Raw genomic sequence first — 24,712 nt, 5'->3', positions numbered from 1 at the left:
GAAACGTCAGCTAAAACGTCAATGCGCTTTGCCATTCGCGAATCCAAGACTTACGCATTTTTGCCACTTCATCAGCACTAAAGCTCAACGACTTGCTTGGAACACTCAAAGTTTCAAAACCTTTAGGTAACTCAACGTCAGTGACTGGGTACATCCAGTTACCCGTTGGCATCGCCGATTGGAACTCATCACTTAAAATGAAACTCATAAATTGATCAGCAAGTTCTGAATTTTTTGCCCCTTTCACTTTGGCGGCTACTTCAACTTGCATGTAGTGGCCTTCAGCAAAATTCGCCGTAGCAAACTTCGAATCGTTTTCCGCAATTAAGTGGTACGCAGGTGAAGTGGTGTAAGAAAGCACTAAATCGGACTCACCATTGAGGAACATAGAATACGCCTCAGACCAACCTTTCGTGACCGTTACGGTTTTGCTCGCTAGCTTATGCCACGCTTGCGTCACATCGTCGCCATAAATAGATTTCATCCATAGCATTAAGCCTTGGCCCGGCGTTGAAGTCCGCGGATCTTGGTAAATCACTTTCAGATCGTCGCGCGTTTCCACCAGCTCTTTCATGCTTTTCGGCGGATTAGCCAGTTTCTCTTTGTTGTACACAAACGCGAAGTAGCCGTAATCGTACGGTACAAACGTCGTGTCACTCCAACCGTTTGGTAACACTGTGTTAGCCGTATCCACATTGTGCTCGGCAAGCAGACCGGTTTTCTTCGCTTCTGCCATCAGATTGTTATCCAAACCTAACACGATGTCGGCTTTGCTATTACCGCCTTCAAGACGAAGACGATTCAGGATCGACACACCATCGTCTAATGCCACGAAGTTAACGTCACAGCCACATTTTGCTTCAAAAGCTTGCTCGATTTTAGGACCCGGCCCCCAATCTGCGGCAAAAGAGTCGTAGGTATAGATGGTTAATGTGTTTTCAGCGGCAAACGCTGAAGTAGAGGTGATTGCAGCTAAGGCAATCAGATTTAGAGTGGTTTTCACTGCTCGCTCTCCATGAGTATTTCAGAGAAATAAGTTGAGCGGCACAGGGTTTGAGGCGGCTATTAAGGATTTCCAATATCCAGACTCAATTCCTACGCCAGCATTATCTGGTTCAGGTAATACGGGTCCCTAGTAAAGCACTTAGGTCTCAGCGCCCAAATGCATTGATTGACTCAATGCAAAATGGGTTTGCTCCCCGATGAGTTGGATGGATTGTAAAGGTATTTGAGTGGTTACACAATCAGCTCACGAGCGCTGGTCATAGCCCCAACGAGGCACCAAACCTTGCTCAATACCTAAGTGGTCGAGAATTCTCGCCACCATAAAATCCACTAAGTCTTCAATGCTCTTTGGCTGATGGTAGAAGCCCGGGGCCGCTGGCATGATGGTGACGCCCATTTGCGATAGCTTGTGCATGTTCTCCAGATGTAGCGTTGAAAATGGCGTTTCACGAACCACGAGCAACAGCTGCCCGCGCTCTTTCATTACTACATCAGCGGCCCGTTCGATCAAGTTGTCCGACATACCGTGTGCTATGGCCGCAACGCTTCCCGCAGAGCATGGGCAAACCACCATTTGCTTGGGTGCAGCAGAACCAGACGCAACCGGCGAGAACCAATCGTCTTTACCGCAAACGGTGATGTTATTTGGATTGCAGTTCAGGTGCTCTACTAATGCTTGCTGTGCTGCTTCTGGGCCACTTGGCAGCTTAAGATTATGCTCGGTTGCCATCACAACACGAGCTGCCGAAGAAATCAGAACGTAGACATGATAATCCGCCGCAACCAAGCATTCTAAAAGACGAAGGCCGTAGGGAGCACCAGAAGCCCCCGTTAATGCCAACGTGATGGCTTTTTTGTGAGAGGGTTGTGTTTTGTTTTGCATATCAATCAGGCTTTTTGTTTTAACTGCTCAAGAAGTTTTCCGTGAATACCACCGAAGCCACCATTACTCATGACTAGAATTTGGTCACCTGCTCGCGCACGTTCGACGATCTTGGCTACAAAGTTATCTATATCCGCATCGACAAACGCTGGCTGTTTGCATTGGTCGGCAATGTCTTGCACAGACCACTCGATATTATCTGGCTGGAACAAGAAGACTTCATCTGCACTGTGTAGTGACTCTGCAAGTGTGTTTTTGTGTACGCCACGCTTCATGGTGGCAGAACGCGGCTCTAACACAGCTAGGATGCGTTTTTCACCTACCTTGTTACGCAAACCACCGACAGTAAGTTCAATTGCCGTTGGGTGATGCGCAAAATCATCGTAAACCGTCACACCTTGTTCTTCACCTTTCAGCTCTAAACGGCGCTTGGTATTGATGAAACGTCCTAATGCTTGGCAAGCAAGATCCGGAGTGACTCCAACATGTCGTGCAGCAGCGATTGCCATCAGCGCATTATCCACATTGTGGTCACCCACCAAATTCCATTCGACGGTACCAACCTTCTCGCCTTGCAACGCAACGTTAAATTTTGAGCCATCAAGCACTAATTTGTGCGCTTGCCAGTCACCATTCTCACCAGAGAACTGTTTTTCTGTCCAGCAACCACGCTCTAATACATCCGCCAAAGCTTGGTCTTGCTTCGGAGCTAAGATTAAGCCATTGCCGGGAACCGTTCGCACTAAATGATGGAATTGGCGCTTGATCGCCTCTAGATCATCGAAGATATCAGCATGATCGAACTCAAGGTTATTCATGATTAAAGTGCGAGGATGGTAATGCACAAACTTAGAACGCTTATCGAAAAAAGCACTGTCATATTCGTCCGCTTCAACGACAAAAAACATGCTTTCACCCAAACGAGCAGACACTCCGAAGTTACCGAGTACCCCACCGACTAAGAAACCCGGTTGATAACCACAATCTTCAAGTATCCAGGCAAGCATGCTCGACGTGGTCGTTTTCCCATGTGTACCCGATACCGCCAATACCCACCGATCATGCAGCAAAAACTCGTTGAGCCACTGCGGACCAGAGGTGTAGCGCATGTTAGTGTTGAGCACATGCTCGACACACGGGTTGCCACGGCTCATCGCATTACCAATCACCACAAGATCTGGTTGAGGGTCGAGTTGAGACGGGTCAAAGCCTTCAATAATTTCAATACCTTGAGACTCAAGCAGTGTGCTCATTGGCGGATAAACGTTGGCATCAGAACCAGTGACTTTATGTCCTAATTGGCGCGCTAGAATCGCTGCGCCGCCCATAAATGTGCCACAGATACCCAAGATATGAATGTGCATAAACTAAACCTTGTAATGCGTTTTTTAATGCTTTCATTATCGCGATTACCGCCTGAAAAGCGAGTGACTTTAGCCTTCTTCTTGCAGTCCCTTTCACAAATATGACAAGGTTGAACACAGACTGTACAACCTCTTGCTTACTGATGAATCCCTCAAACAAGTCTACAAATAAATTGAGATCTCAAACAGTTACTTCATTACCATTAAAAAGATCTGCGACTTAAACTTACATCCAGCGCAATCGTTTAACATCCATAAAGAGATGCTCACTTGCGCACTACCCCCAATGAAATGAAAATGTAAGGATTAACCATGTCAGGACTGCGCACCCTAGGCGAGTTCATTGTCGAAAAACAAGCGGATTTCCCCCACGCTAGCGGTGATCTATCATCCCTTTTAGCCTCCATTCGTTTAGCTGCAAAAATCGTTAACCGCGAAATCAACGCAGCGGGTCTCGGTGATATCACTGGTGCTGTAGGCACGGAAAATGTCCAAGGTGAAGATCAGCAAAAGCTCGATGTTTACGCGAACGATAAGTTCAAAGCCGCGCTTGAAGCTCGTGATCAAGTGTGTGGCGTTGCCAGTGAAGAAGAAGACGAAGCAGTTGCGTTCAATAAAGAACTCAACCAAAACGCCAAATATGTAGTACTGATGGACCCACTTGATGGTTCTTCTAACATCGATGTGAACGTCTCTGTTGGTACTATCTTCTCGATTTACCGTCGTGTTTCTCCAATCGGTACTCCACCAACTGAAGAAGACTTCCTACAACCTGGTCACAAGCAAGTGGCTGCGGGCTACGTGATTTACGGCTCCTCCACCATGTTGGTATACACAACTGGTAACGGCGTAAACGGCTTTACTTACGACCCATCTATCGGCAGCTTCTGTCTTTCTCATGAAAACATGATGATTCCTGATGATGGTAAGATCTACTCCATCAACGAAGGTAATTACATTCGTTTCCCTCAAGGGGTGAAGAAGTACATCAAGTACTGCCAAGAAAACGTGCCAGAAGACGGTCGCCCATACACTTCTCGCTACATTGGCTCGCTGGTTGCTGATTTCCACCGCAACCTACTGAAAGGCGGTATCTACCTTTACCCAAGCACACAAAGCCACCCACAAGGCAAGCTACGCCTGCTTTACGAATGTAACCCTATGGCATTCCTCATTGAGCAAGCTGGCGGCATTGCATCGGACGGCGTGAATCGCATTATGGACATCAAGCCTACTGAGTTGCACCAGCGTGTACCTTTCTTTGTGGGTTCGAAGAGCATGGTTCGCAAAGTTGAAGAGTTCCTTGAACTGCACCGCGACGAAGAATAATTTCAGACCTTTGTCCAACGCGGCAGGTGTTTACCTGCCGCGTTTTTGTCGCTAAAGTGAAACGCGAATTTATCATCAGATGAAGCCGCTTTTGTGTGACTCATCGTTAATGAAAAGGAATATTCTAATGAGCTTAAACCATGTACCAGCAGGCAAGTCGCTGCCTGAAGATATCTATGTTGTTATCGAAATTCCTGCAAATGCAGATCCAATCAAGTACGAAGTAGATAAAGACTCTGGTGCTGTATTTGTCGACCGTTTCATGTCTGCACCAATGTTCTACCCATGCAACTATGGCTACGTGAACAATACCCTGTCTCTTGATGGCGACCCAGTCGACGTATTGGTACCAACACCATACCCACTCATGCCAGGTTCAGTCATTCGCTGCCGTCCTGTTGGCGTTTTGAAGATGACAGATGAATCGGGTGAAGATGCAAAAGTGTTTGCGGTTCCCCACTCAAAAATCTCGAAAGAGTACGAGCACATCCAAGATGTGGACGATATCCCAGAACTACTGAAAGCGCAGATCACGCAATTCTTTGAGCGTTACAAAGAGCTTGAAGCAGGCAAATGGGTGAAAGTGGATGGGTGGGCAGATGTTGCTGCCGCTAAAGCTGAGATCCTAGAATCTTACGAGCGCGCTCAGAAAAAATAAGCATCACTGCTGATACAAAATTAAAAAGAGCTGCTCTAGGGCAGCTCTTTTGCTTTCATCTTACCTGTGTCAACTAGATAGGTGCGCCTGCTGAAGACATTCGTCCAGCGTCGTAGTCATGTTGAAAGAAGGGGTCAACATCATCACAAATGCCAAAATACGGACGCCCGATAACACCGAGCATATAAGCACTTTGCTCACAATACTCTTGTTTGCCTTGCTGGTAACCCGCTTGATAAGCCACTATCAGTTCTGGCGTCGCATGGTTAACATCATCCAGCTTCGCAATTCGCTCCTCAGATAACTCCCGTAATCCATCTAAAGCTGACTGCTTACCAAACACTTGCCAATCGGTCACATTATTCGAAGTCGGTAGTGTTGTTTGTGCGCATGCAGCCAGAAGCAACGCCATTACTCCAATTACGAATGTTTTCATCATGACTCCTTAGTGTTTAGCTCGTTGCTTTGATAATGTCAGTATAGCTCACACCTTTTGACACCAATCGCCGGAAGCAATTTCTTCGGTTAATTGCTCAGTATCTTGATATAAGTAGATCCAAGCTTGGCCAAACGGCGTAACGATGCTCTCTCGGCGATATTCCACTGGCACATCTTCCAACTTATCTAGCTCGGATAAGGTTTCATCATCAATCAGATACACTTCACCTTGAATCGAGCGTTGCCCATCAGACAACGCTGGATAAGGGCCTAAGTCATACATTGCAAATTGAGCATCCGTTTCATGTAAACCAAGAAACTGCGCCGAGCGCAAATACTGATGGTTGTACTCTCCCTTGCGTAACGTGCCGTAGACAAAAATCAAATGCTGCATAACCACTCCTTAGTCATGACTGTGTATGCTTAGGTTAAAGCACTTTAATCGAACTCAAACTGATAGAGTAGGTCAACGGCGCTGTCTACACCAGATACTGCTTCTAAATACAAGTCTTGCATCAATCGGTAACGCACAGTGAACTCACCTAGGGAGTTAAAGATGCCTACACCATATTTCACCTGCAAACCTGGCAGAATATAACCACTCACCGTCACTTGCGAATCATCGCCCGAACCAGCAGTGTCCAGCTGTAAATCCTGTACGCCAAAGGCTTCACCTATTTCACCAACCACACGCCCACTCTTAGCCAAGCTTAAACCAATTAAGGTAGTCGTCATTGCATTACCACCGGCTTCACCATCAATATCTTGACCACGAAGTAGATAAGAAAGTGCATTGGCTTGGTTCATCGCGGGCTCTGAGAAAATTTCTATACTCGGATCAGATGCTGGGCCCGACACTTGTACCCCCGCAATGACATCATCTTGGGTATTGTCTGGATTACGAATCGCTTTGATAGACAAGTAAGGTTGATCTGGTGGACCATTCATCAGAATCTTACCTTCTTTAATCAATAAGTCCTGACCAAACGAACGATAAGAACCGTCGACAACATTCACTTCACCAACGATGAAAGGACCTTTGTCTTTTTGTGTCACGTTTAGGTTCCCTTTCAACCCACCTTTTAAACCAAAAGCGGCAAGTTGGAAGTCATCACCAATTTTAATGTTGATGTTCGTTTCCACATCAAACGGCATCGCAGCCACATCGTCCACTGGCTGCAAGTTTTTATCGAGAATAACGCTATCACTCGATACACCTACCGCACTTGGTGGAAGCTCTTCGACGACAATTCTGCCCCATGGCAAATTAATATCACCCTCAATTTTCGCAAGCTGAGGGGTCACATCTATTGTCATGTCAGGCTCCACTTTGATTTTTACCATTGGAGGCAAATCAACATTGAGCTCTTTAGCAAATACACGCGCTTTAGTGCGCCAGTTCTGTAAGTCCTGCCAGTCGGCATCACCGGTAACGTTCAACTCACCATCCGGGGTTAAAATTCCGGCATCCAAGTCCGCTTGATGGCCTTTAAAGTTGATGACGACCTGCCCTGAGTTTATATCTATCGGTGTGACTTCACCCTGTAGCTTCATCTGGTCAATCAAGAACTGACCGTTCACCTTCGGATGCATGACGTCACCTGATATCGCTAGGTCAGTATTCATGTTTGCTTTAAACAAGCTGTACTCACCAATCAACGGTGCCAAGAAATCCAAGTGGAACGTAGAGAGTGAAACCTTACCATCAATAGTGGGCTTTTCAGACGAGACATTCAGTAAAGAAACCTTACCAGACAAGTCACCGTTATCTTTCACATCAAATAGCCACTCGGCATCAAGCTTGTCTTTCGCTAATGCTGCTTTAAAGTTGAAGCTTTCCCAACCGACTTTAATTGGCTGTTCAAGCGCTTGTTCAACTTGGCCTTTTGGCATATTGACACTTAAGGTTACTTCAGGCTTTTTCTCTGGTGCCCATTTAGCAAAAGCCTGTGCATTAACCGAGCCTTGCAGCTTGGTTTCTGGCGGCAGGAATTGTTTGATTTGGTCAAAATCAAAATCATTGATGGCTAACTTCGCCTGGCCACTCTTACCGACACTAATGTCTTCGGTTAGACATACGCTCGACTCCGCTTGCAACCAACAATGCGCTTGAACGTTCGCGATCTGTTTGTCGATATTGACCTTCACCGCGGTCGATTTTTGCAACGCCCACGGGCCTTGTTGCGAGCTCAGCGTCAAGCGGCGCAGCGCCCCATCCCAAATCATTTCTGGTTTCTGCTGGAATGTCCCTTCAATTTCTAAACTGGTCGACACCAGGTCAGATACTACATCGAGCGTCAGTTGATGCAGTTTTTCATCCCCAGAGACTTCAAGGTCAGCACTATCAACTTTTATGTCGTCATAGGTAATGTTGTTCGCAATTAGGCTTATGTTCGCTTTTGGTGCTGGCAGAGGCTTCACATCACCCTTTAAGGTGATCGTTTCTACGTTCGCCTGTTGCTGCCAGTTTATCTGATTTAAAGCGAGATCAAGATTGATGTCTGGTTCTTTCAAGCTACCACGTAGTGCGACTTTACCTTGCATCTTACCTGCAAGGTCCGGAACACTTTTCGCAAAATCAGGGAAGTTAACCTCAACATCCATCAGAATTTGCTTATCGATCTTACCCTTTGCACTGAGTTGGTTTGGACCATGAGAAAGCGCTAAACCCTGAGTGGTAAGTTGGATGTCTTCGCCTTTGCCGTTCTTATCAGACGCTTCAAGTTGCCCTTCAACATTCAGCGGATACCCTCGCAAAATGCCGTCAATGTCTAACTTAGGCAAACTGACTTGCCAACCGCCTTGTTCTGTTAACGACCCCGAAGTCGAAAGGTTACCGCTGATATCCCCTTCTGCTTCTTTCCATTGTAAACCTGGTTGAATGTTTTTCAGGTTCAAGTCAGCTTGCCAGTTGATTGGCGCGGCCCAATTGGCCATGACTTTCCCAGAGAGTTCGCCCCCTAAGGTTTTCACTACAAGGCTTTCGAGGTCAATTTGCTCTAACGTACCTTTGCCGTTTAGTGCGACATCAACGGCGGGAATATCTTTGCCTGACGCTTTGGTTTCTAATGCGACTTCGTAGCCATCAAGTGAGCCTTTTGCCGCCAAGCTTGGTACAGAAACCTGGTAATCGCTTTGTCCAAATAGCGGCCATTGCGCCTGTACATTTTTAATCGCGACATCAAACGGTAACTGCGTTTTAAGCGGTTGAATATCACCTTTGATCTCCGCTTGTACAAGCTCAGAAAGCGTAGCATTTAGTGACAAATCACCAACCGAACCCGAGACCGAAAGCGACAGTTTTTGTCCCTTCGCATCCGCTTGCTTCACTAACGCGTCCAGTTGCGCTTTGATAGGGTAATCAGAAGAAAGCGTCACTTGTGTGCTCAACTTGCCTTCCACTTCTGGCATGTCGAGCTCTAACGTTTTGACATCAACACGCTCACCGCCTGCTCTTGCAACCAAACCAAGATGATTGACGATCACTGGCGTTTCACCTGCCAGTTTGAAATTGTGAATATCAAGACGACGCGCTTCCACCGTCAGCGGAATCCATACTTCGGGTAACACAATATCTTGCGGCGTAGCATCGGCTTCTTTCGGCTCTTCAACAACCGCTTCAGGTTCAGCCTCACTTGGTGCTAAAGCCACATTAATGTCTTTCAACGCGGTAGGTGCGATCACCAAACGATCACCCTGCATCGACAAAGCGGTCGAGAACGTTTGCCAATCAATTTGATTGCCCAGCACATTGATATTGATGTCATTAAAGCTGACTTTATTAACAAAAATTGGCACTGGCGTACTGATAGAACGCAGTGGTGGTGTTTCCTCTTGCTCCTCGCTTGCTGGCGGTAGCTCAGGCATCTTAAAGTCAAGCCCCTGCAGTCTTAACTCATCGACACAGACCTTAGGGTCAAAGAAGCAGCGGAAGTTCACTGCCAAAGCTAAACGCTCGACTTTGGCGTCGATATTCAAAGACTCATCGACAAAACTGACGTTATGCAGTTCGAAGCGAGGAAACAATGAACCCTGCACTTTTTCAATCTGCAATTGTGGTAATGCTTTTTCAGCTCCCCACAAGGCAAATTTGAGGCCTGGGTGGGTAAACAAAACTGTCGCGACAATAATGATGAGCAACAGCAATAGACCAATCAAACTGAGCGACAGCCATTTGGTCCACTTAAACATCATTTTGATCATAGCTCAGGCCCCAATGAGAAGTGGATACGAAACTCTCGTTCTGGTTTTGCATCCAACCCCCATGCAAAATCAAAACTAACAGGGCCCACCGGAGACGCCCAGCGGATACCAACACCAGCACCTGATTTCCAATCTGGTGTTTCATTAAACGCATCACCAATATCGTAAAACGTTGCAGCCCACCAGTTTCCATAAACACGATATTGGTATTCTAATGTACTGCTAACAATGTATTTACCACCCGTCAAAGCACCACTCTCATCCACAGGTGAAATAGATTCATAGCCGTAACCACGAATATTATTGTCACCACCAGCGAAGAAACGCAGCGACGGTGATAGCTTTTCAAGTTCATCGGTAATATTCGCACCACCTTCTAAGCGGAACAAACCACGATGATTCTCTCCAATACCACGAATCCAAGAAGTCGAGCCAATTAAGCGGAGCACTCTAGTTTCAGAAAGCATAGCGGTATCACCATACTCAATAGTGATGCTTTGCTTGTCTCCCCACATTGGCATATTGCCCCCTCGAACCCTAGTCCGAGAAAATGTCGCACCTGGAAGTACGAAGTTGAATTCATCATCTTGTAAACCTTGCGTAAAGCTCTCGTACAAATGACGAACATAAACGGTATTATGCCAACCACCGTCTGCTAACCAATGACGCTCCACTGCAAGGTTAGACTCGATACTCTGCGTGTCACGGTTGTCTAGGTTTTTAAGCCCATATTGAACTTGATAATAATCGTTAGCGACATCTTCTAAAGGAATTTTGTAAGAAGCAGTCACGGTTTGCTCTGGCTTAGATAGGGATAAAGCAGTGTTGAAACTGTGTCCTCGGGAGCTCACCCAAGGTTTCTTCCACTTCAACGTTCCTCGAACGCCGACATCCGTTGAGTAACCAATACCCGTCTCGATCTGATTCTTGGAAGCAGGAGATAAAGACACTTTAATTGGCAAGTCTCGGCCATCATCAAGCCTATCCAATTCAGGCTCAACAAAAACTGAGGAAAACCACTCCGTATTTGATAGCTTCTGGTTAAACTCGCCCAGCTTCGAAACGTTGTATGGGTCCCCTTCTTTAAAAGGTTGTAGTGATGCGACACGGTCTTCCCAGATGTGGTTGCCAATAAAAGAAACGTCGCCAAAATTGAAACGTATTCCACTGCTGTAGTGCAAACGGACATTAGCTTCGTTCAGATCAGGGATAACCTCTAATCGACTTAGCGTAAACTCACCATTGAAGTAACCACGCTGAAGCGCCAAGTTACGAATGCCTGACTTAAGGCTGTCGTATTGGCCTTGATTCAAAACTTGGCCAACTTTGAGCGGAGAGCTCTCAATAAGTTTTGCAAACTCTTCATCGTCCTTGGCCTCTCCAGTGATGACCACATCCATGACTTTCACTTTCACTGGCAAGCCCGGCTTGATGAGCACAATTAACTCATCATTCGCTTCAGGAATAGAGTATGAAATTTTTGCATGATAATACCCAAGCGCGTTAAGCGCTTCAGTGATACTTTGATCTAATCTCGCTTGAAAACGCAGAGAAGTGGAGTAATCCTTCTCTGGAATAGATGACAGATACGCACTGACATTCTCTTCTAAAGCGCCATCAATGCCTTTTAAAGTCAAAGAAACATCGGCATAGGCACCATGAGAAAAGGCAAATAGGCCAACAATGGTGGGGAGAGCTTTTTTTATCATGCTTTTATGGCTGAATGAGGTTAAGTAAACGTAAATAATGATAACGCCAATTAGATTCTAAGTCTGTAATATTAATAGGTTTAACGCGGTCTATGTCATCACAGCATCAGATACAGACGAAATGAAAAAGTTCGCAAATTTAAGACACGTATTGAAGGACAAATACCATGCTCAACAAACAAACATTGATCAGTATAGAAGATGCCTTGCCAGGTAGAGATCAACCAATGCAGATTGACGATCATCATTTTGTAAATAAATCTAACCTAAAGGCGCCTCTGACGTCACACCAACAGCAGATTTTGCTCGGAATGGGCTGTTTTTGGGGCGCTGAGCGCGTATTTTGGCAACTCGACGGCGTTGTATCTACTTCGGTCGGTTACGCTGGGGGGTACACACCCAATCCCACCTATGAAGAAGTCTGTACGGGTAAAACGGGTCATACAGAAGTCGTACGAGTCGTTTTCGATGAACGCGTCATCTCATTAGAAAAGCTACTGGCTGTTTTTTGGGAAAAACACGACCCAACTCAGGGAATGCGTCAAGGTAACGACTTAGGTACTCAATATCGTTCTGCAATTTACACTTATTCGACGGAGCAGCTCGAGAGCGCAGAGAAATCGAAACTCTTGTATCAGCAAGCACTGCAAGAAGAGCAGCGCGCGAACATCACCACCGAAATACAACCAGCAGGTCCGTATTACTTTGCGGAAACCTACCACCAGCAATATTTGGCGAAAAACCCTGATGGTTACTGTGGCATCGGAGGAACGGGAGTTTGCTTCCCACCAAGCCTCCAAGGATAAACCTAACCAGCAACAAAAAGAGCGACCGATATGGTCGCTCTTTTCTAAATCTAAGTGGGTACCAAGCTAACTAAGCCGATAATGATGCTATCACTTGGTTGACTTCTTTAAAGATGGTGAGCCTTTTATGATCGTTGACGTCAGGTAGTAACACTTTGCCATTGTCGAACTGAAAACAGCCAACCCCGACAATAAAAAACTGACCTTTGAACAACGTTTTAACAAAACGGGCCACTTGTAATGGTCGATATACAGCAAACTCACGTAGCATAACTCACCTCAATTCCTTTGAGAAAACACGGATTGCTTATTTTTCCTCTGCAATCTTAATGCGCAATTTGCGACGGAACTCATTTTAGCAAATTCTAAATATAACGCAAGATTACACCACTCCATACGTTAAATAAATGTTATAAACGGTCCTACAAATTTCTAAGATCTGGATATATACTGGAAGCTTCCAAACCTCGTACGGAATATAACAATATGAAAACTAAGACTCTCCTACCTCTACTACTGGCCTTAACGCCAAGCTTGACCTTTGCACACAACTTATCAGTAGGAAAAAGCGTTCCTCCTGTCAATGTTGCCGCTTACGGCGAGATTGTTTTACAAGGCGAAGGCGTTGCATACCAACCCTGGGCAACTCAACATATGCAAGGCAAAGTTCGTGTTATTCAAGCCATCGCAGGCCGTAGCAGTTCAAAAGAGATGAATGCCCCTTTAATGTCGGCAATAACAGCGGCAAATTTTCCACAAGAAAGCTACCAGACGACGACTATCATCAACCAAGATGATGCAATTTGGGGGACAGGCTCTTTCGTGAAGTCTTCAGCTCAAGACAGCAAAAAAGAGTTTCCTTGGTCATCCATGGTTCTTGATGAAAATGGCGTAGTTGCCAATACTTGGGACCTGAAAGAAGAAAGCTCGGCCATTATTGTTCAAGACAAAACGGGCAAAGTTCTGTTTGTCAAAGAGGGCGCACTTGAGCAAGATGAGATAACAAAAGTCATTGAGCTTATTAAACAGAACATCTAGCTTCATTGAATGGCTCCTTGTTCTTGTTGTAAGGAGCTATATGAATTTGATTAGAAGCATGGGCAGTGACAACTCTGCTCTTTATAAGTGCGACACTTCCACAGAGAGTATTACCAATATTTTTCGGCACGTATGTGTGGAGTTAAATTTTTCTGCTAGCCAACAAAAGAGTGAACTTTTATTCATTATGGGTGTTATATTATAACAGTCGGTAAGAGGAGCTCAGATGTACCACCACCAGCAAAAAACACTAAGATATTGGTATCGCACTGCTTTATTTTTCAGTGTTGCGTTGCTGATCGCTTGGAACTTTGCGGTTGTACTCCATCAAGTCGATCTGACGCCCGACCATCATACCCATCATCATTGCCAATTATTTTCTGGTGTTCAGCACGGTATAGCAAAGGTACAACCTACCCTCTCTACACCGACTTTTACGCGCGCCCAGCATCATCATGTTTTTTTGCATCTCGTGTACGGCGAAGAAGTTCTTGGCGCTGCTCGTGCCCCTCCTTATTTTGCTTAATTTCCAAACTATTCCACACTCAAAATTATTGAGTTCATTTCCGCACCTAGTGTGTCAGGAACAATAACTTAGTGAAACTCGAATCTGAGCAATACCGCCTTTGGTTAATGCCAGTAAAATTAGGAAAAATACAATGTCATCAAAACACGTTTTAGCCCTTGCTATTGGCCTCACTTTATCGACAGCAGCGAATGCAAACGAATACCGCCAGCATGGTGCTCATGTGCATGGTCACGTCGAGTTTAATATCGCCCAAGATGGCAAAGATCTGTTAGTAGAGATCACAGCTCCTGGAGCTGATGTTGTGGGTTTCGAACATGCTCCAGAAAACGCACAACAAGAGCAAGCGCTTAAACAAGCCGTCGCTACACTCGAAGACAGCAACGCATTGTTCGCTATTAACTCACAAGCTGATTGTAATGTTGAAGAAGCTTACGTGAGCCACAACCTAAGCGAAACTCATGAGGAACATGATCATAGTGAGCACGACCATGATGACCATGCACATCACGATCATGAAGGACACGAACACCATGATCATAATGAACATCATGATAAACATGACCACCATGACGATCATGATGAGGCGCACGATCATGGCGGTCACGGTGAATTTTCGGTGCAATATCGCTTCAATTGCGAACAAGTTAATCAGCTTAGCCAAATCCAAACCGATTGGTTTAACCAATTCCCAACTACAGAGTCCATCAGCGTCAATATATTCACTGATACCATGCAATCAGCAATTAAATTAAGCAAAGATAACACCCAAATCGTAATCAAATAACACGAGTGGCGTGTGAGTACCCACTTACACGCCACAGCTTTGGTGATTTAATATGACTGAAACCACACCAAATGTTGTCGAGCTAGAGGATGCCCAATTTTTCTGGCCCGGTTCAACCAACCCAACCATCCACATCCCCAAATTACACATTACACAAGGCGAGCATGTGTTTATCAAAGGTCCAAGTGGCTGCGGTAAATCGACCTTGCTCGCTTTGTTGACGGGGATTAACACATTAACTTCAGGCTCTCTATCTGTACTCGATACTGACCTTGCTAGTTTAAGTGCCAGTCAGAGAGACCGCTTTCGCGCCAATCATATTGGCTACATCTTTCAACAGTTCAATTTATTGCCGTACCTTAACGTACTTGAAAACGTATTATTGCCATGTCAGTTCAGTAAAATACGACGTGACCGTGCCCATTTAGGTGCCTCATCTCAAACATTAAATGAACAGGCTCAGGCCCTACTAGAACGACTGCACTTGCCAAACGAGCTTCATACACGCCCTGTCTCTGAATTGAGTATTGGTCAACAACAACGTGTGGCTGCGGCTCGAGCTCTGATAGGACATCCAGAGTTAGTGATCGCTGACGAACCAACCTCAGCTTTAGACTATGACAATCGTAAGGCATTTATTGAGCTCCTCATGGAGCAAGCGAATCAAGCCAATGCCACACTGGTATTCGTTAGCCACGACCCAACACTCGAACCCTTATTCGATCGCACGCTCAATCTACCCGACATTAATCAAGTATCTAGCCTAGGAGCCATATCATGAGTGCTGTTGTAAAGCTCGCCTGGAAGAGCTTGATGAACCGCAAAGCGACGGCAATTCTAACCATCATGACCGTTGCGATTTCAGTGGTACTCCTCTTGGGCGTCGAGCGTATCCGAACTCAAGCCAAGGATAGCTTCGCCAATACAATTTCAGGCACAGACCTCATTATTGGTGGACGCTCTGGGCAAGTGAACCTATTGCTCTATTCTGTGTTTCGTATTGGTAATGCGACCAACAACATCGATTGGAAAAGCTACCAAGAGTTTGCCAATCATCGTTCAGTCGATTGGGCTATTCCAATCTCGCTTGGCGACTCGCATAAAGGCTTCCGAGTTATGGGAACCAATCACAGTTACTTTGAGCATTACAAGTTTGGAAGTAAGCAACCACTAACATTCAGCAAGGGTAGAGAATTCAATGGTTTATTTGAAACCGTACTAGGTTCTGATGTCGCTAAACAACTTGGTTATGATATCGGTAGCGAAATCATCATTGCCCACGGCATTAGCGACGTTGGCTTTAGCCGTCATGACAATCTGCCATTTAAAGTTGTCGGTATCCTTGCACCTACAGGAACACCAGTCGACAAAACTGTCCATGTATCATTGGAAGCCATCGAAGCCATTCACGTTGGGTGGGAAAGTGGTGCGCGTTTGGGCCCGACACCCAAGGCACAAGATCTCAAAAACAGAGACTTTCAGCCCAAACAAATTACCGCTATGCTCGTTGGTTTGAAATCTCGTATTCAAACTTTCGCCCTGCAAAGACAAATTAACACCTACCCCAAAGAGCCGCTTAGCGCCATTATGCCCGGCGTTGCGTTGCATGAGTTATGGGGAATGATGTCGGTTGCAGAGCAAGCCCTAATGGCAGTATCTGGTTTTGTCGTGATTGCAGGGTTGTTAGGTATGTTAAGCAGTCTATTAACTAGCCTACAGGAACGCCGCCGTGAAATGGCGATTTTGCGTGCCATGGGAGCAAGGCCTCGTCATGTTTTCTCACTCTTAATTAGTGAAGCCAGCTTGCTTACTGCTGCTGGTATTATTACTGGCGTTACTGGGCTGTATGCCATTCTTGCTATCGCGCAGCCGATCATCCAACAGCACTATGGAATACATCTCACCTTAAGCATCTTATCTACTTATGAGTGGATGCTATTAGGTTTCGTACAATGCGCTGGTATTGTGATTGGTTTCATTCCCGCACTCCGCGCCTACCGACAGTCACTGAGTGACGGAATGACAATAAGGATTTAATAAAATGTGGAAAAAAATACTCGCAAGTTGCTTGCTGGTCGTCGCATTCACAGCGCCTGTTATGGCCAGCGAAGAACCATTGAAGCTTGACTGGATTGACCTTGTTCCAGAAAAAGAGCGTAAATTGTTCGACAGTATAGGCATGCCTGCATCTGATCACAGTGGTGGCGCAGCCCAACAGTCCAAGATTGGTAATGTTCGACCAGAACTGAACGGAAGCCAAGTTAAAATTCCAGGGTTTGTTATCCCACTTGAAGGTGATGCCGATACCGTCACCGAGTTTTTATTAGTGCCATATTTTGGAGCTTGTATTCACGTGCCACCACCGCCTCCAAACCAGATCATTTACGTGAAGTTTCCGAAAGGCGCGCCTGTTCAAGAGTTGTGGGATGTTATATATGTGGTTGGAACGTTGAAAACCGAGACGATAAACCACGAACTAGCAGAAACGGCTTACGTTATTGAGGGATCAGAAATAGAAGCCTACGACGATATGTAATTTAAGTCGTCGATAAGCCTCGCTACACCTAAGGCGTCACACTGGCGCCTTTTTTAGCTTTGTGCTACACGATATAACGAGATAAATACGCTAATACGCCCACATAAATAACCAAAAGAAACGCTATCGACAGGTGCTTTTTGAGTTTACCTGCTTCTGAGAACTTCATAGCCCCTCCAAAATAACGATAACAATTTTAACAACTCATTATCATTTTGAATAGCCCTATTCGTTCAAAAACTGAGAACTCCTGTCTGGTCGCTTGGTCAGATAAGGTGTAAATTTAAACGTGCGAACCGCGCAGTTCTTGGTAGGAAAACGAATGGCAGACCCGACAAAGCAACCTGTTGTCATCGAACATCAGTCAGACACAAAAAAAAATACGCAACAAGAAAAGAAACAAGGCTACATAAAAGACAGTGCTAGTAAGGTAAAAACCATTGCCCAAATACACGGTCTTGACGCCTTACTGCAAACCGAACCGCCAGCCAAATCTGCGTTTGAAAGAGCCCAATTGCGAGAGCAAAGGCGCCAAGAACAGCGACAAAAAAATTTAGAACAGATTTTAAAATTAGCGCACAGTTCATGCCGAGATGAGACAGCGGGAGAGCCAGACCAAGATTGGTTGCATCGATTTTTTGAGATGGCTCAAGACATCCATAACAGCGCGATGCAAAAGCTATGGGCTCAAGTGATGAAACGTGAAGTGACCAATCCGGGTTCAACATCCATGAAAGCGTTGAAAACCCTCAAAGATATGTCACCAAAGGAAGCACAAACTCTGCAAAGAGCCGCCTCTTTAGCATGCAGTTTTGGAGGGGATCACAGCAGAAAACTGCTGATTGGTTACAAAGCGCAAGGAGGCATATTTAGCTTCGGCAAGCGAGACGTCGCCAACAGCCTAAATATGGGAAGTTTTCAACTGCCGTATTCAAGCTTGTTGCTCTTAATTGAATTAGGGCTGCTGCACAGTGCCGAACTTGAATCTGGCGAAATTAGTATCGAGACACCGTTGGTCCTCACCTACCAAGGTAAAAACTTGTCACTGAACGTAAACAGTAAAGGTGTCCGCCTTTTATATTACCGCTTCACACCGACAGGTAATGAGCTCTGTACCTTGCTAGGAAACAAACCACATGCCAAATACTACGATCAAATGCTTGCACTGTTAAATCATAGATTTAGTGTCCATAGTGAAGCTAAAAGTACGGTTCATCATACCGTCTAGCCAGCTTGAGAAGCATTTGATCACCTATGATCCAAATACTTCTCCAGCTGCTCAAAGAGCTTTAGGTCACCTATGATCTAAATGCTTTTTTATCGGATCACACCGCGTTGTTTAAGATCGATTAAGCACAAATCCACCAGCTCATCGACACTCTTTTCTCCCGCGGGCAAATCGATTTCAGGGTTCTCTGGCGCTTGATATTCCGAATCAATACCAGTGAAATTAGGAATCTCTCCCGCACGGGCTTTACGGTATAAACCCTTAGGATCTCGACCTTCGCAAACCTCTAGAGATGCATTGACATACACTTCGATAAACTCGCCTTCTGGCAATAAATCGCGCACTAACTTCCGCTCTGCACGATGCGGTGAAATAAACGCCGACAGAACAATTAAACCCGCATCTGCCATCAACTTCGCCAGTTCACCAATGCGACGAATGTTCTCGCGACGGTCCTGTTCAGAAAAACCTAAATCGCTACACAAACCATGCCGTACATTGTCACCATCCAGTAAATAGGTGTGGTAACCCAATGCTGCAAGGCGATTTTCCAACGCCCCTGCTACGGTTGATTTACCCGCTCCAGATAAACCAGTGAACCACAATACGGCAGGTTTTTGCTTCTTTAATTCAGCACGAAACTGTTTATCAACCGAATGCTGGTGCCAAACAATGTTTTCATCTTTTACCGTCGTTTCGGCAGTCATAACGTATCCTTGTAAATATCGGAATTAAAACGGGAAAAAGACCGGGATCAAAGTAAGTACTAATACAGAGTACACAATCGAAATTGGCACTCCAATTCTCACGTAGTCGGTCAATTTGTAATTTCCTACGCTGTACACCAGCAGGTTAGTTTGGTAACCGTAGGGAGAGATAAAGCTCGCACTCGCGCCGAACAAAACCGCCATGATGAATGGCATCGGATCCACGCCATAACCCACCGCCATGCTATAGCCGATAGGAAAAGAAAGCGCAGCCGCGGCATTGTTTGTCACCAATTCAGTGAGTACCAATGTCATGATATAAGTCGCCACCAAGGCACCAAATACTCCCCAGCCATTAAACGCTTCAATAAACATCACTCCCATTCTTTCTGACAATCCAGAAGAGATCATCAGTTGAGCAATAGACAAAGCGGAACCGACAATCACGACGATATCGATCGGAAAACGGCGGCGCAGTTCTGAAATCTGCACAATACCAAACGCAATAAGCGCGATAAGGTACGCAGCTAGACCTTTAATAATCGGCACTAACTCTAATAGAGCGCATCCAATTACGGCTGCAAAGCCCAGTAATACAATGGAAGACTTATTCGTATCAAGCCGAGCGCTAGAGTCCAAGTCATGCACTAAAACAAACTCTTTACGATGAGCTCGGCGTTCAGACTCAAAACGCTTTCCTGGAACCAGAACTAACGTGTCTCCTGGCGCTAAGGTAATGCTACCCAAGCCACCTTCTAGGCGTTCGTGGCCTCGACGAATCGCCACAACAACGGCATCGAATCGGTCGCGGAATCGGCTCTCTTTGAGGGTTTTGTAGCAAAACGTCGCCGACGAGCTCACCACAACTTCGATAAAGTTTTGCCCATTTAAGTGCTGCTGACCAAACAACTTGAGGCCCGGAATTTCTTGCAGGGTCGCGACGCTCTCAACATCGCCACAAAATAACAGGCGGTCTTTTGCATTGAGCACAAAATCCGGTCCCACAGAAGAAACAGTAACACCATCGCGCACCACTTCTGCAAGAAACAGTTTGCGCAGCGCACGTAAATTATTCTCGCTGATCGTACGCCCAACTAGCGGTGAGCCTGGCTCAACGCGAGACTCAAGAAAGTAAGGTAAATCTTCTTGGTTTTGATCATCATAATTCGGTAGCAAGTAGCTGAGCGGGATAAGAATCAACATCCCTCCCACCAGCACAGCCAAACCTATCATCGTAGGTGTAAAAAAGCTCAGGCTCGGTAAGCCTGCGTCTTCGACAAAGCTGTTGATGATTAAGTTAGTCGACGTACCAATCAAAGTTAACGTGCCACCAAAAATGGCGGCGTAAGACAAGGGAATAAGTAATTTCGAAGGTGCATGCTGCTGATTACGCTTAATCGCCCCAATCAATGAGACAACCACAGCGGTATTATTCGTAAATGAAGAAAGCAAGGCGGTCGACACACCGAGCTTAGCAATCACGCTGCCTAACTGGCCCTCAGAGATACTTCGGCTCACCCAACTGATCAGCAGTGTTTTTTCTAGAGCACAGGATGCAAGAATCAATAAAACCAGGGTTAACAATGAAGAGTTGGTAAAATTGGATGCGATAGTGGCTGAATCCATCATCCCAGCCATGAATGCAATAAAAGCGGCACCCGCAAAGACGTAACTAGGCTTAATTTTCGTGACAAGCAAGCAAGTGATAATGCCAAGCAAAATCGCTAACACAAACCCTTGTTCCCACATAGCCTTTCCTTACCAAATAGCCCCAAAGGGCACAACAACGACTCATTTATCCATGAAACACCGACAAACGAGTAAACAGACAAAAATCAGCGCAAGCGAAAAGAACGTCAGAATGCTCGGTTTTCTTGGGCTCCACCGAAGCATTCTGGTATTAGGAGAATACCTAACGACATTTCGCAATTCAGTTAGGTAGCGACGCCCCAAGTACAACAGCAGACAGAGCCTGAAATTATCGTACTTGGGTAAGTCAGTTACTTTTTCAGAAACTGGCTGACGTCTTTTGCTTCCCAGTGTGGGAAGTGTTTACGGACAAGCGCATTAAGCTCAACTTCAAACGCAGAGATGTCCGTCAAATCGTGCTCAACCACGGCGAGGCTCTCTTTAACCATGCCAGCACCAACCGTCACGTTTGTCAGACGATCGATAATGATAAAGCCACCGGTATCTGCACAGTCTTGATAATTGTCCAGCGCGACTGACTCATTAAGAGACCATTCACACAAACCAATACCATTCAATGGCAGCTCTGCCGAGCTATGAGTCGAGAGATTATTAATGTCATATTGATGACGAATCGCTTCAACATGACCTACGGTTTTCTTACCTGCGATTTTGATGTCATAGTCACGACCCGGTTGCAGGGGTTGCTCTGTCATCCACACCACATCGGCAAGCAAATGGTTTGTGGTTTCCACTTGAGCATTATCTAGAACAATCAAATCGCCACGGCTAATATCGATCTCATCGCTTAGCGTCAGAGTGACAGCTAATCCGGCACGAGCTTCTTCGATATCACCATCAAAGGTCACAATACGTGCCACAGTTGACGTTTTACCCGATGGCAATGCTTTAATGGCATCACCGACTTTGATCGAACCAGAAGAAATGGTCCCCGCAAAACCACGGAAATCGAGGTTAGGACGATTAACGTATTGCACAGGGAAGCGGAATTCACCCGCGCCTTTTTCTTGATCCACATCGACCGTTTCAAGAAGCTCAAGCAATGATGGGCCTTTAAACCAAGTCAGGTTTTGGCCTTTATCCACCACATTGTCCCCTTCAAGCGCTGAGATCGGGATGATTTGAATATCAATATCCCCTGTCAGATTCTCAGAGAACTTCAGATACTCATCGCGGATCTCTTCAAAGCGCTCTTGGGAGTAATCCACTAAGTCCATCTTGTTGATCGCGACAACAAAGTGCTTCAAGCCCAACAGGTTGGAAATGAAAGAGTGACGACGAGTTTGATCGAGAATGCCCTTACGTGCATCAACCAGAATCACAGCTAAGTCACATGTCGATGCACCTGTAGCCATGTTACGTGTGTACTGCTCGTGTCCAGGAGTATCTGCAATGATGAATTTACGTTTCTGCGTCGAGAAATAGCGGTAAGCTACATCAATCGTGATCCCCTGCTCGCGCTCAGCTTGTAAGCCATCGACCAACAACGCAAGGTCAGGCTTTTCACCCGTGGTGCCCACACGTTGGCTGTCTGAGTGCACTGCCGCTAGCTGATCTTCATAAATTTGTTTTGAGTCATGGAGTAAGCGACCGATTAATGTACTTTTACCGTCATCCACCGAGCCACAAGTCAAGAATCTAAGTAACGACTTGTACTGGTGTTGTGTTAAATAGCCTTCGATACCAAGCTCGGCTAATTGAGCTTCAACTGCACTGTTCATTATCTTTCCTTAGATCCTTTAGAAGTAACCTTGACGTTTCTTAAGCTCCATCGATCCTGACTGATCGTGGTCGATCGCTCGGCCTTGGCGCTCACTCGACGTTGCCACCAGCATCTCTTCGATAATGCCAGTTAAAGTGTTTGCTTCAGACTCGATGGCCCCAGTCAATGGATAACAACCAAGGGTACGGAAGCGCACGCTCTTCTCTTCAATCACTTCACCCGGTTGAAGCTCCATACGATCATCATCCACCATGATCAGCATGCCATCGCGTTCAACAACTGGGCGTTTGTCCGCGAGGTAAAGCGGCACGATCTCGATGTTTTCTAAATAGATGTATTGCCAGATATCAAGCTCAGTCCAGTTAGACAGTGGGAATACACGAATGCTCTCACCCTTATTAACCTGACCGTTGTACGTCTTCCATAGCTCAGGACGTTGGTTTTTAGGGTCCCATGTATGGTTCTTATCGCGGAATGAATACACGCGCTCTTTCGCCCGTGATTTCTCTTCGTCGCGGCGCGCACCACCAAAGGCAGCATCAAAACCGTACTTGTTCAGCGCTTGTTTTAAGCCTTGAGTCTTCATGATGTCAGTGTGCTTAGAAGAACCATGAACAAACGGGCTACAGCCCATGGCTAGACCTTCTGGATTCTTATGTACCAAAAGCTCAAAACCGTATTTGGCCGCGGTGCGATCACGAAATTCAATCATCTCGCGGAACTTCCAATCGGTGTCAACATGCAGCAATGGAAATGGAATCTTACCTGGGTAAAAAGCTTTACGCGCAAGGTGCAGCATCACTGATGAGTCTTTACCAATCGAATACATCATGACTGGGTTATCAAACTCAGCCGCAACTTCACGGATGATGTGGATACTCTCCGCTTCGAGTTGTTTAAGGTGAGTTAAACGTTGTTGGTCCATGTTTTGTATTTCCTTTTTAAGCTTGAAGGCGCATTACGTCTCTAATCTTTGGTCTGAAATTATATGGAGTTGGCAATAGCACTTTTGTTGAATTCAGTACTAGACAAAAACCAGTCTAACTTTTGAGACAGTCGCACTACCTCTCCGACAACAATCAAAGATGGCGACTGTGCTTCCTTCGATAAATCAGAGAGTTGGGAGAGTTCTCCCGTAAATACTTTTTGTTGAATCTGCGTGCCACGCTCAATAATGGCAATCGGAGTCGACGCTGAACGGCCATGCTTAATGAGTTGATTCTGAATATAGTGTGATTTCATCAGCCCCATGTAGATCACTAAAGTCTGATTCCCACGCGCCAACGTGGACCAATCCATCTCATCACTTTCTTTTTTCAAGTGGCCAGTCACAAAGATGGCCGATTGCGCATACTCACGATGAGTCAGTGGAATACCAGCATAAGCGGTTGCGCCAGCTGCTGCGGTAATGCCAGGGACAACTTGAAAACGAATGCCAGCATCAGCAAGCACTTCTAACTCTTCACCACCACGACCGAATACAAACGGATCACCACCTTTAATGCGCACTACTTTGTAGCCCTGCTTGGCAAAATCCACCAAAAGCTGATTCGTCTTCTCCTGCGGCACACTGTGATGCCCAGCTCGCTTCCCAACGCACACTAAAATCGTATCGCTTGGAATCAATGCCATGATTTCTTCAGACACCAAGTAGTCGTACAAAACCACGTCAGCTTGCTGCAAGCAGTTCAGTGCTTTCACCGTCAGAAGTTCAGGATCGCCTGGTCCTGCACCTACTAAGGCGACTTCACCAGGCTGTAGCGATTGCTTTGCAAAACGAGTAACACCAGCGACTGGGTTGTCAGAAACTAACCGGGGCTTTGGTTTAGGAAAAGAAGTGACTGAATCGTTCGTTGCCATGTGCTTGCTCATCGTCCATTGATATCGTTATGCAAGCATTATGGCGGGGCGTTTATATTACCTGAAATTCTAAAATTTCATTTTTTATTCAAAAATCTGCTAAGAAGTTTTTGTTTGGTCTCATTCAAAAGCGTGCAAAAGTCGGCGGTTAATATGAATAAGGTTCAGTAAACTGATTAATGTTCACAGTTTTCTGTATCTT

General features: G+C 45.7%; 23 protein-coding genes and 1 riboswitch. Of the genes, 10 read left to right on the top strand and 13 right to left on the bottom strand.

The features are described 5' to 3' along the window. Positions 1-10: 10 nt before the first annotated feature. The 3 genes from thiB to mpl all read right to left on the bottom strand — a co-directional run bounded on the left by thiB (position 11) and on the right by mpl (position 3,252). Positions 11-1,003 (bottom strand): thiamine ABC transporter substrate binding subunit, encoded by a 993-nt coding sequence (gene thiB / locus R7E38_RS18910; RefSeq protein ID WP_213889122.1) that lies wholly within the window; start codon positions 1,001-1,003, stop codon positions 11-13. Positions 1,004-1,075: 72 nt separating this feature from the next. Beyond that, a riboswitch (TPP riboswitch) is annotated at positions 1,076-1,212 on the bottom strand. Positions 1,213-1,249: 37 nt separating this feature from the next. Continuing rightward, positions 1,250-1,888 carry a flavin prenyltransferase UbiX gene (locus R7E38_RS18905; protein WP_025768362.1) on the bottom strand — a complete coding sequence of 213 codons (639 nt, stop codon included), beginning with the start codon at positions 1,886-1,888 and terminating at the stop codon, positions 1,250-1,252. 5 nt (positions 1,889-1,893) lie between these two features. Further along, on the bottom strand, positions 1,894-3,252 hold the full coding sequence (gene mpl, locus R7E38_RS18900) for a UDP-N-acetylmuramate:L-alanyl-gamma-D-glutamyl-meso-diaminopimelate ligase (RefSeq protein ID WP_213889124.1): 1,359 nt from the start codon (positions 3,250-3,252) through the stop codon (positions 1,894-1,896). 312 nt (positions 3,253-3,564) lie between these two features. Here mpl and fbp point away from each other — a divergent pair, with 312 nt between their 5' ends. Together fbp and ppa are read left to right on the top strand one after the other, a co-directional pair. Beyond that, positions 3,565-4,581, top strand: a complete 1,017-nt coding sequence (gene fbp, locus R7E38_RS18895) for a class 1 fructose-bisphosphatase (RefSeq protein WP_213889128.1) — start codon at positions 3,565-3,567, stop codon at positions 4,579-4,581. Between the two features lie 127 nt (positions 4,582-4,708). Further along, positions 4,709-5,239: an inorganic diphosphatase gene (gene ppa, locus R7E38_RS18890; RefSeq protein ID WP_005379635.1), complete on the top strand. Its 531-nt coding sequence runs from the start codon at positions 4,709-4,711 to the stop codon at positions 5,237-5,239. 73 nt (positions 5,240-5,312) lie between these two features. On the opposite strand, the gene R7E38_RS18885 is transcribed toward ppa, so the two are convergent. Genes R7E38_RS18885 through R7E38_RS18870 form a run of 4 tightly spaced genes read right to left on the bottom strand, consistent with a single transcriptional unit; the run spans position 5,313 to position 11,589 of the window. Further along, complete coding sequence (locus R7E38_RS18885) at positions 5,313-5,675, bottom strand: DUF2799 domain-containing protein (RefSeq protein WP_213889259.1); 363 nt, start codon at positions 5,673-5,675, stop codon at positions 5,313-5,315. Positions 5,676-5,723: 48 nt separating this feature from the next. Further along, positions 5,724-6,071, bottom strand: a complete 348-nt coding sequence (locus tag R7E38_RS18880) for a gamma-glutamylcyclotransferase (RefSeq protein ID WP_054576638.1) — start codon at positions 6,069-6,071, stop codon at positions 5,724-5,726. A 44-nt stretch (positions 6,072-6,115) separates the two neighbouring features. Further along, positions 6,116-9,880 (bottom strand): translocation/assembly module TamB domain-containing protein, encoded by a 3,765-nt coding sequence (locus R7E38_RS18875; RefSeq protein ID WP_213889130.1) that lies wholly within the window; start codon positions 9,878-9,880, stop codon positions 6,116-6,118. Next, a complete protein-coding gene (locus R7E38_RS18870) occupies positions 9,877-11,589 on the bottom strand; it encodes an autotransporter assembly complex protein TamA (RefSeq protein WP_065274120.1) in 1,713 nt (570 codons plus the stop codon). The genes R7E38_RS18875 and R7E38_RS18870 overlap by 4 nt, the downstream gene beginning before the upstream one ends. 167 nt (positions 11,590-11,756) lie before the next feature. Here R7E38_RS18870 and msrA point away from each other — a divergent pair, with 167 nt between their 5' ends. Next, entirely contained in the window at positions 11,757-12,395 is a 639-nt protein-coding gene (gene msrA, locus R7E38_RS18865; protein WP_017633451.1) for a peptide-methionine (S)-S-oxide reductase MsrA, read from the top strand. 70 nt (positions 12,396-12,465) lie between these two features. On the opposite strand, the gene R7E38_RS18860 is transcribed toward msrA, so the two are convergent. Continuing rightward, a complete protein-coding gene (locus R7E38_RS18860) occupies positions 12,466-12,666 on the bottom strand; it encodes a DUF1107 domain-containing protein (RefSeq protein ID WP_005379612.1) in 201 nt (66 codons plus the stop codon). A gap of 215 nt (positions 12,667-12,881) precedes the next feature. Here R7E38_RS18860 and R7E38_RS18855 point away from each other — a divergent pair, with 215 nt between their 5' ends. The 7 genes from R7E38_RS18855 to R7E38_RS18825 all read left to right on the top strand — a co-directional run bounded on the left by R7E38_RS18855 (position 12,882) and on the right by R7E38_RS18825 (position 18,510). Continuing rightward, a complete protein-coding gene (locus R7E38_RS18855; RefSeq protein ID WP_005383122.1) occupies positions 12,882-13,433 on the top strand; it encodes a YtfJ family protein in 552 nt (183 codons plus the stop codon). A 226-nt stretch (positions 13,434-13,659) separates the two neighbouring features. Continuing rightward, positions 13,660-13,959, top strand: a complete 300-nt coding sequence (locus tag R7E38_RS18850) for a DUF2607 family protein (protein WP_005379608.1) — start codon at positions 13,660-13,662, stop codon at positions 13,957-13,959. 133 nt (positions 13,960-14,092) lie between these two features. Then, positions 14,093-14,746: a zinc uptake protein ZrgA gene (gene zrgA, locus R7E38_RS18845; protein WP_025768357.1), complete on the top strand. Its 654-nt coding sequence runs from the start codon at positions 14,093-14,095 to the stop codon at positions 14,744-14,746. Between the two features lie 52 nt (positions 14,747-14,798). Continuing rightward, complete coding sequence (locus tag R7E38_RS18840) at positions 14,799-15,527, top strand: ABC transporter ATP-binding protein (protein WP_005379603.1); 729 nt, start codon at positions 14,799-14,801, stop codon at positions 15,525-15,527. Continuing rightward, the gene (locus R7E38_RS18835) at positions 15,524-16,783 is read left to right on the top strand and encodes an ABC transporter permease (protein ID WP_005379602.1); all 1,260 of its coding nucleotides are present in this window, start codon (positions 15,524-15,526) and stop codon (positions 16,781-16,783) included. The genes R7E38_RS18840 and R7E38_RS18835 overlap by 4 nt, the downstream gene beginning before the upstream one ends. Positions 16,784-16,787: 4 nt before the next feature. Continuing rightward, positions 16,788-17,282 (top strand): DUF3299 domain-containing protein, encoded by a 495-nt coding sequence (locus R7E38_RS18830; RefSeq protein WP_005379600.1) that lies wholly within the window; start codon positions 16,788-16,790, stop codon positions 17,280-17,282. A 322-nt stretch (positions 17,283-17,604) separates the two neighbouring features. Continuing rightward, positions 17,605-18,510 carry a TIGR03899 family protein gene (locus R7E38_RS18825; protein WP_104975809.1) on the top strand — a complete coding sequence of 302 codons (906 nt, stop codon included), beginning with the start codon at positions 17,605-17,607 and terminating at the stop codon, positions 18,508-18,510. 89 nt (positions 18,511-18,599) lie between these two features. On the opposite strand, the gene cysC is transcribed toward R7E38_RS18825, so the two are convergent. From cysC to cobA, 5 genes are all read right to left on the bottom strand, one after another. After that, positions 18,600-19,217, bottom strand: a complete 618-nt coding sequence (cysC, locus tag R7E38_RS18820) for an adenylyl-sulfate kinase (protein WP_005379598.1) — start codon at positions 19,215-19,217, stop codon at positions 18,600-18,602. Between the two features lie 24 nt (positions 19,218-19,241). Then, the gene (locus R7E38_RS18815; protein WP_005379596.1) at positions 19,242-20,966 is read right to left on the bottom strand and encodes an SLC13 family permease; all 1,725 of its coding nucleotides are present in this window, start codon (positions 20,964-20,966) and stop codon (positions 19,242-19,244) included. 251 nt (positions 20,967-21,217) lie between these two features. Next, a complete protein-coding gene (gene cysN, locus R7E38_RS18810) occupies positions 21,218-22,648 on the bottom strand; it encodes a sulfate adenylyltransferase subunit CysN (protein WP_213889132.1) in 1,431 nt (476 codons plus the stop codon). 18 nt (positions 22,649-22,666) lie between these two features. After that, on the bottom strand, positions 22,667-23,575 hold the full coding sequence (gene cysD / locus R7E38_RS18805; protein WP_005379592.1) for a sulfate adenylyltransferase subunit CysD: 909 nt from the start codon (positions 23,573-23,575) through the stop codon (positions 22,667-22,669). Positions 23,576-23,634: 59 nt separating this feature from the next. Then, the gene (gene cobA / locus R7E38_RS18800) at positions 23,635-24,510 is read right to left on the bottom strand and encodes a uroporphyrinogen-III C-methyltransferase (RefSeq protein WP_182015969.1); all 876 of its coding nucleotides are present in this window, start codon (positions 24,508-24,510) and stop codon (positions 23,635-23,637) included. Positions 24,511-24,712 lie beyond the last annotated feature (202 nt).

Origin of the sequence: Vibrio sp. Vb2131 (assembly GCF_033338535.1) — a bacterium.
In the GTDB taxonomy this organism is placed as follows: Bacteria; Pseudomonadota; Gammaproteobacteria; order Enterobacterales; family Vibrionaceae; genus Vibrio; species Vibrio alginolyticus.
This window is presented reverse-complemented; position numbering and strand designations above follow the sequence as displayed.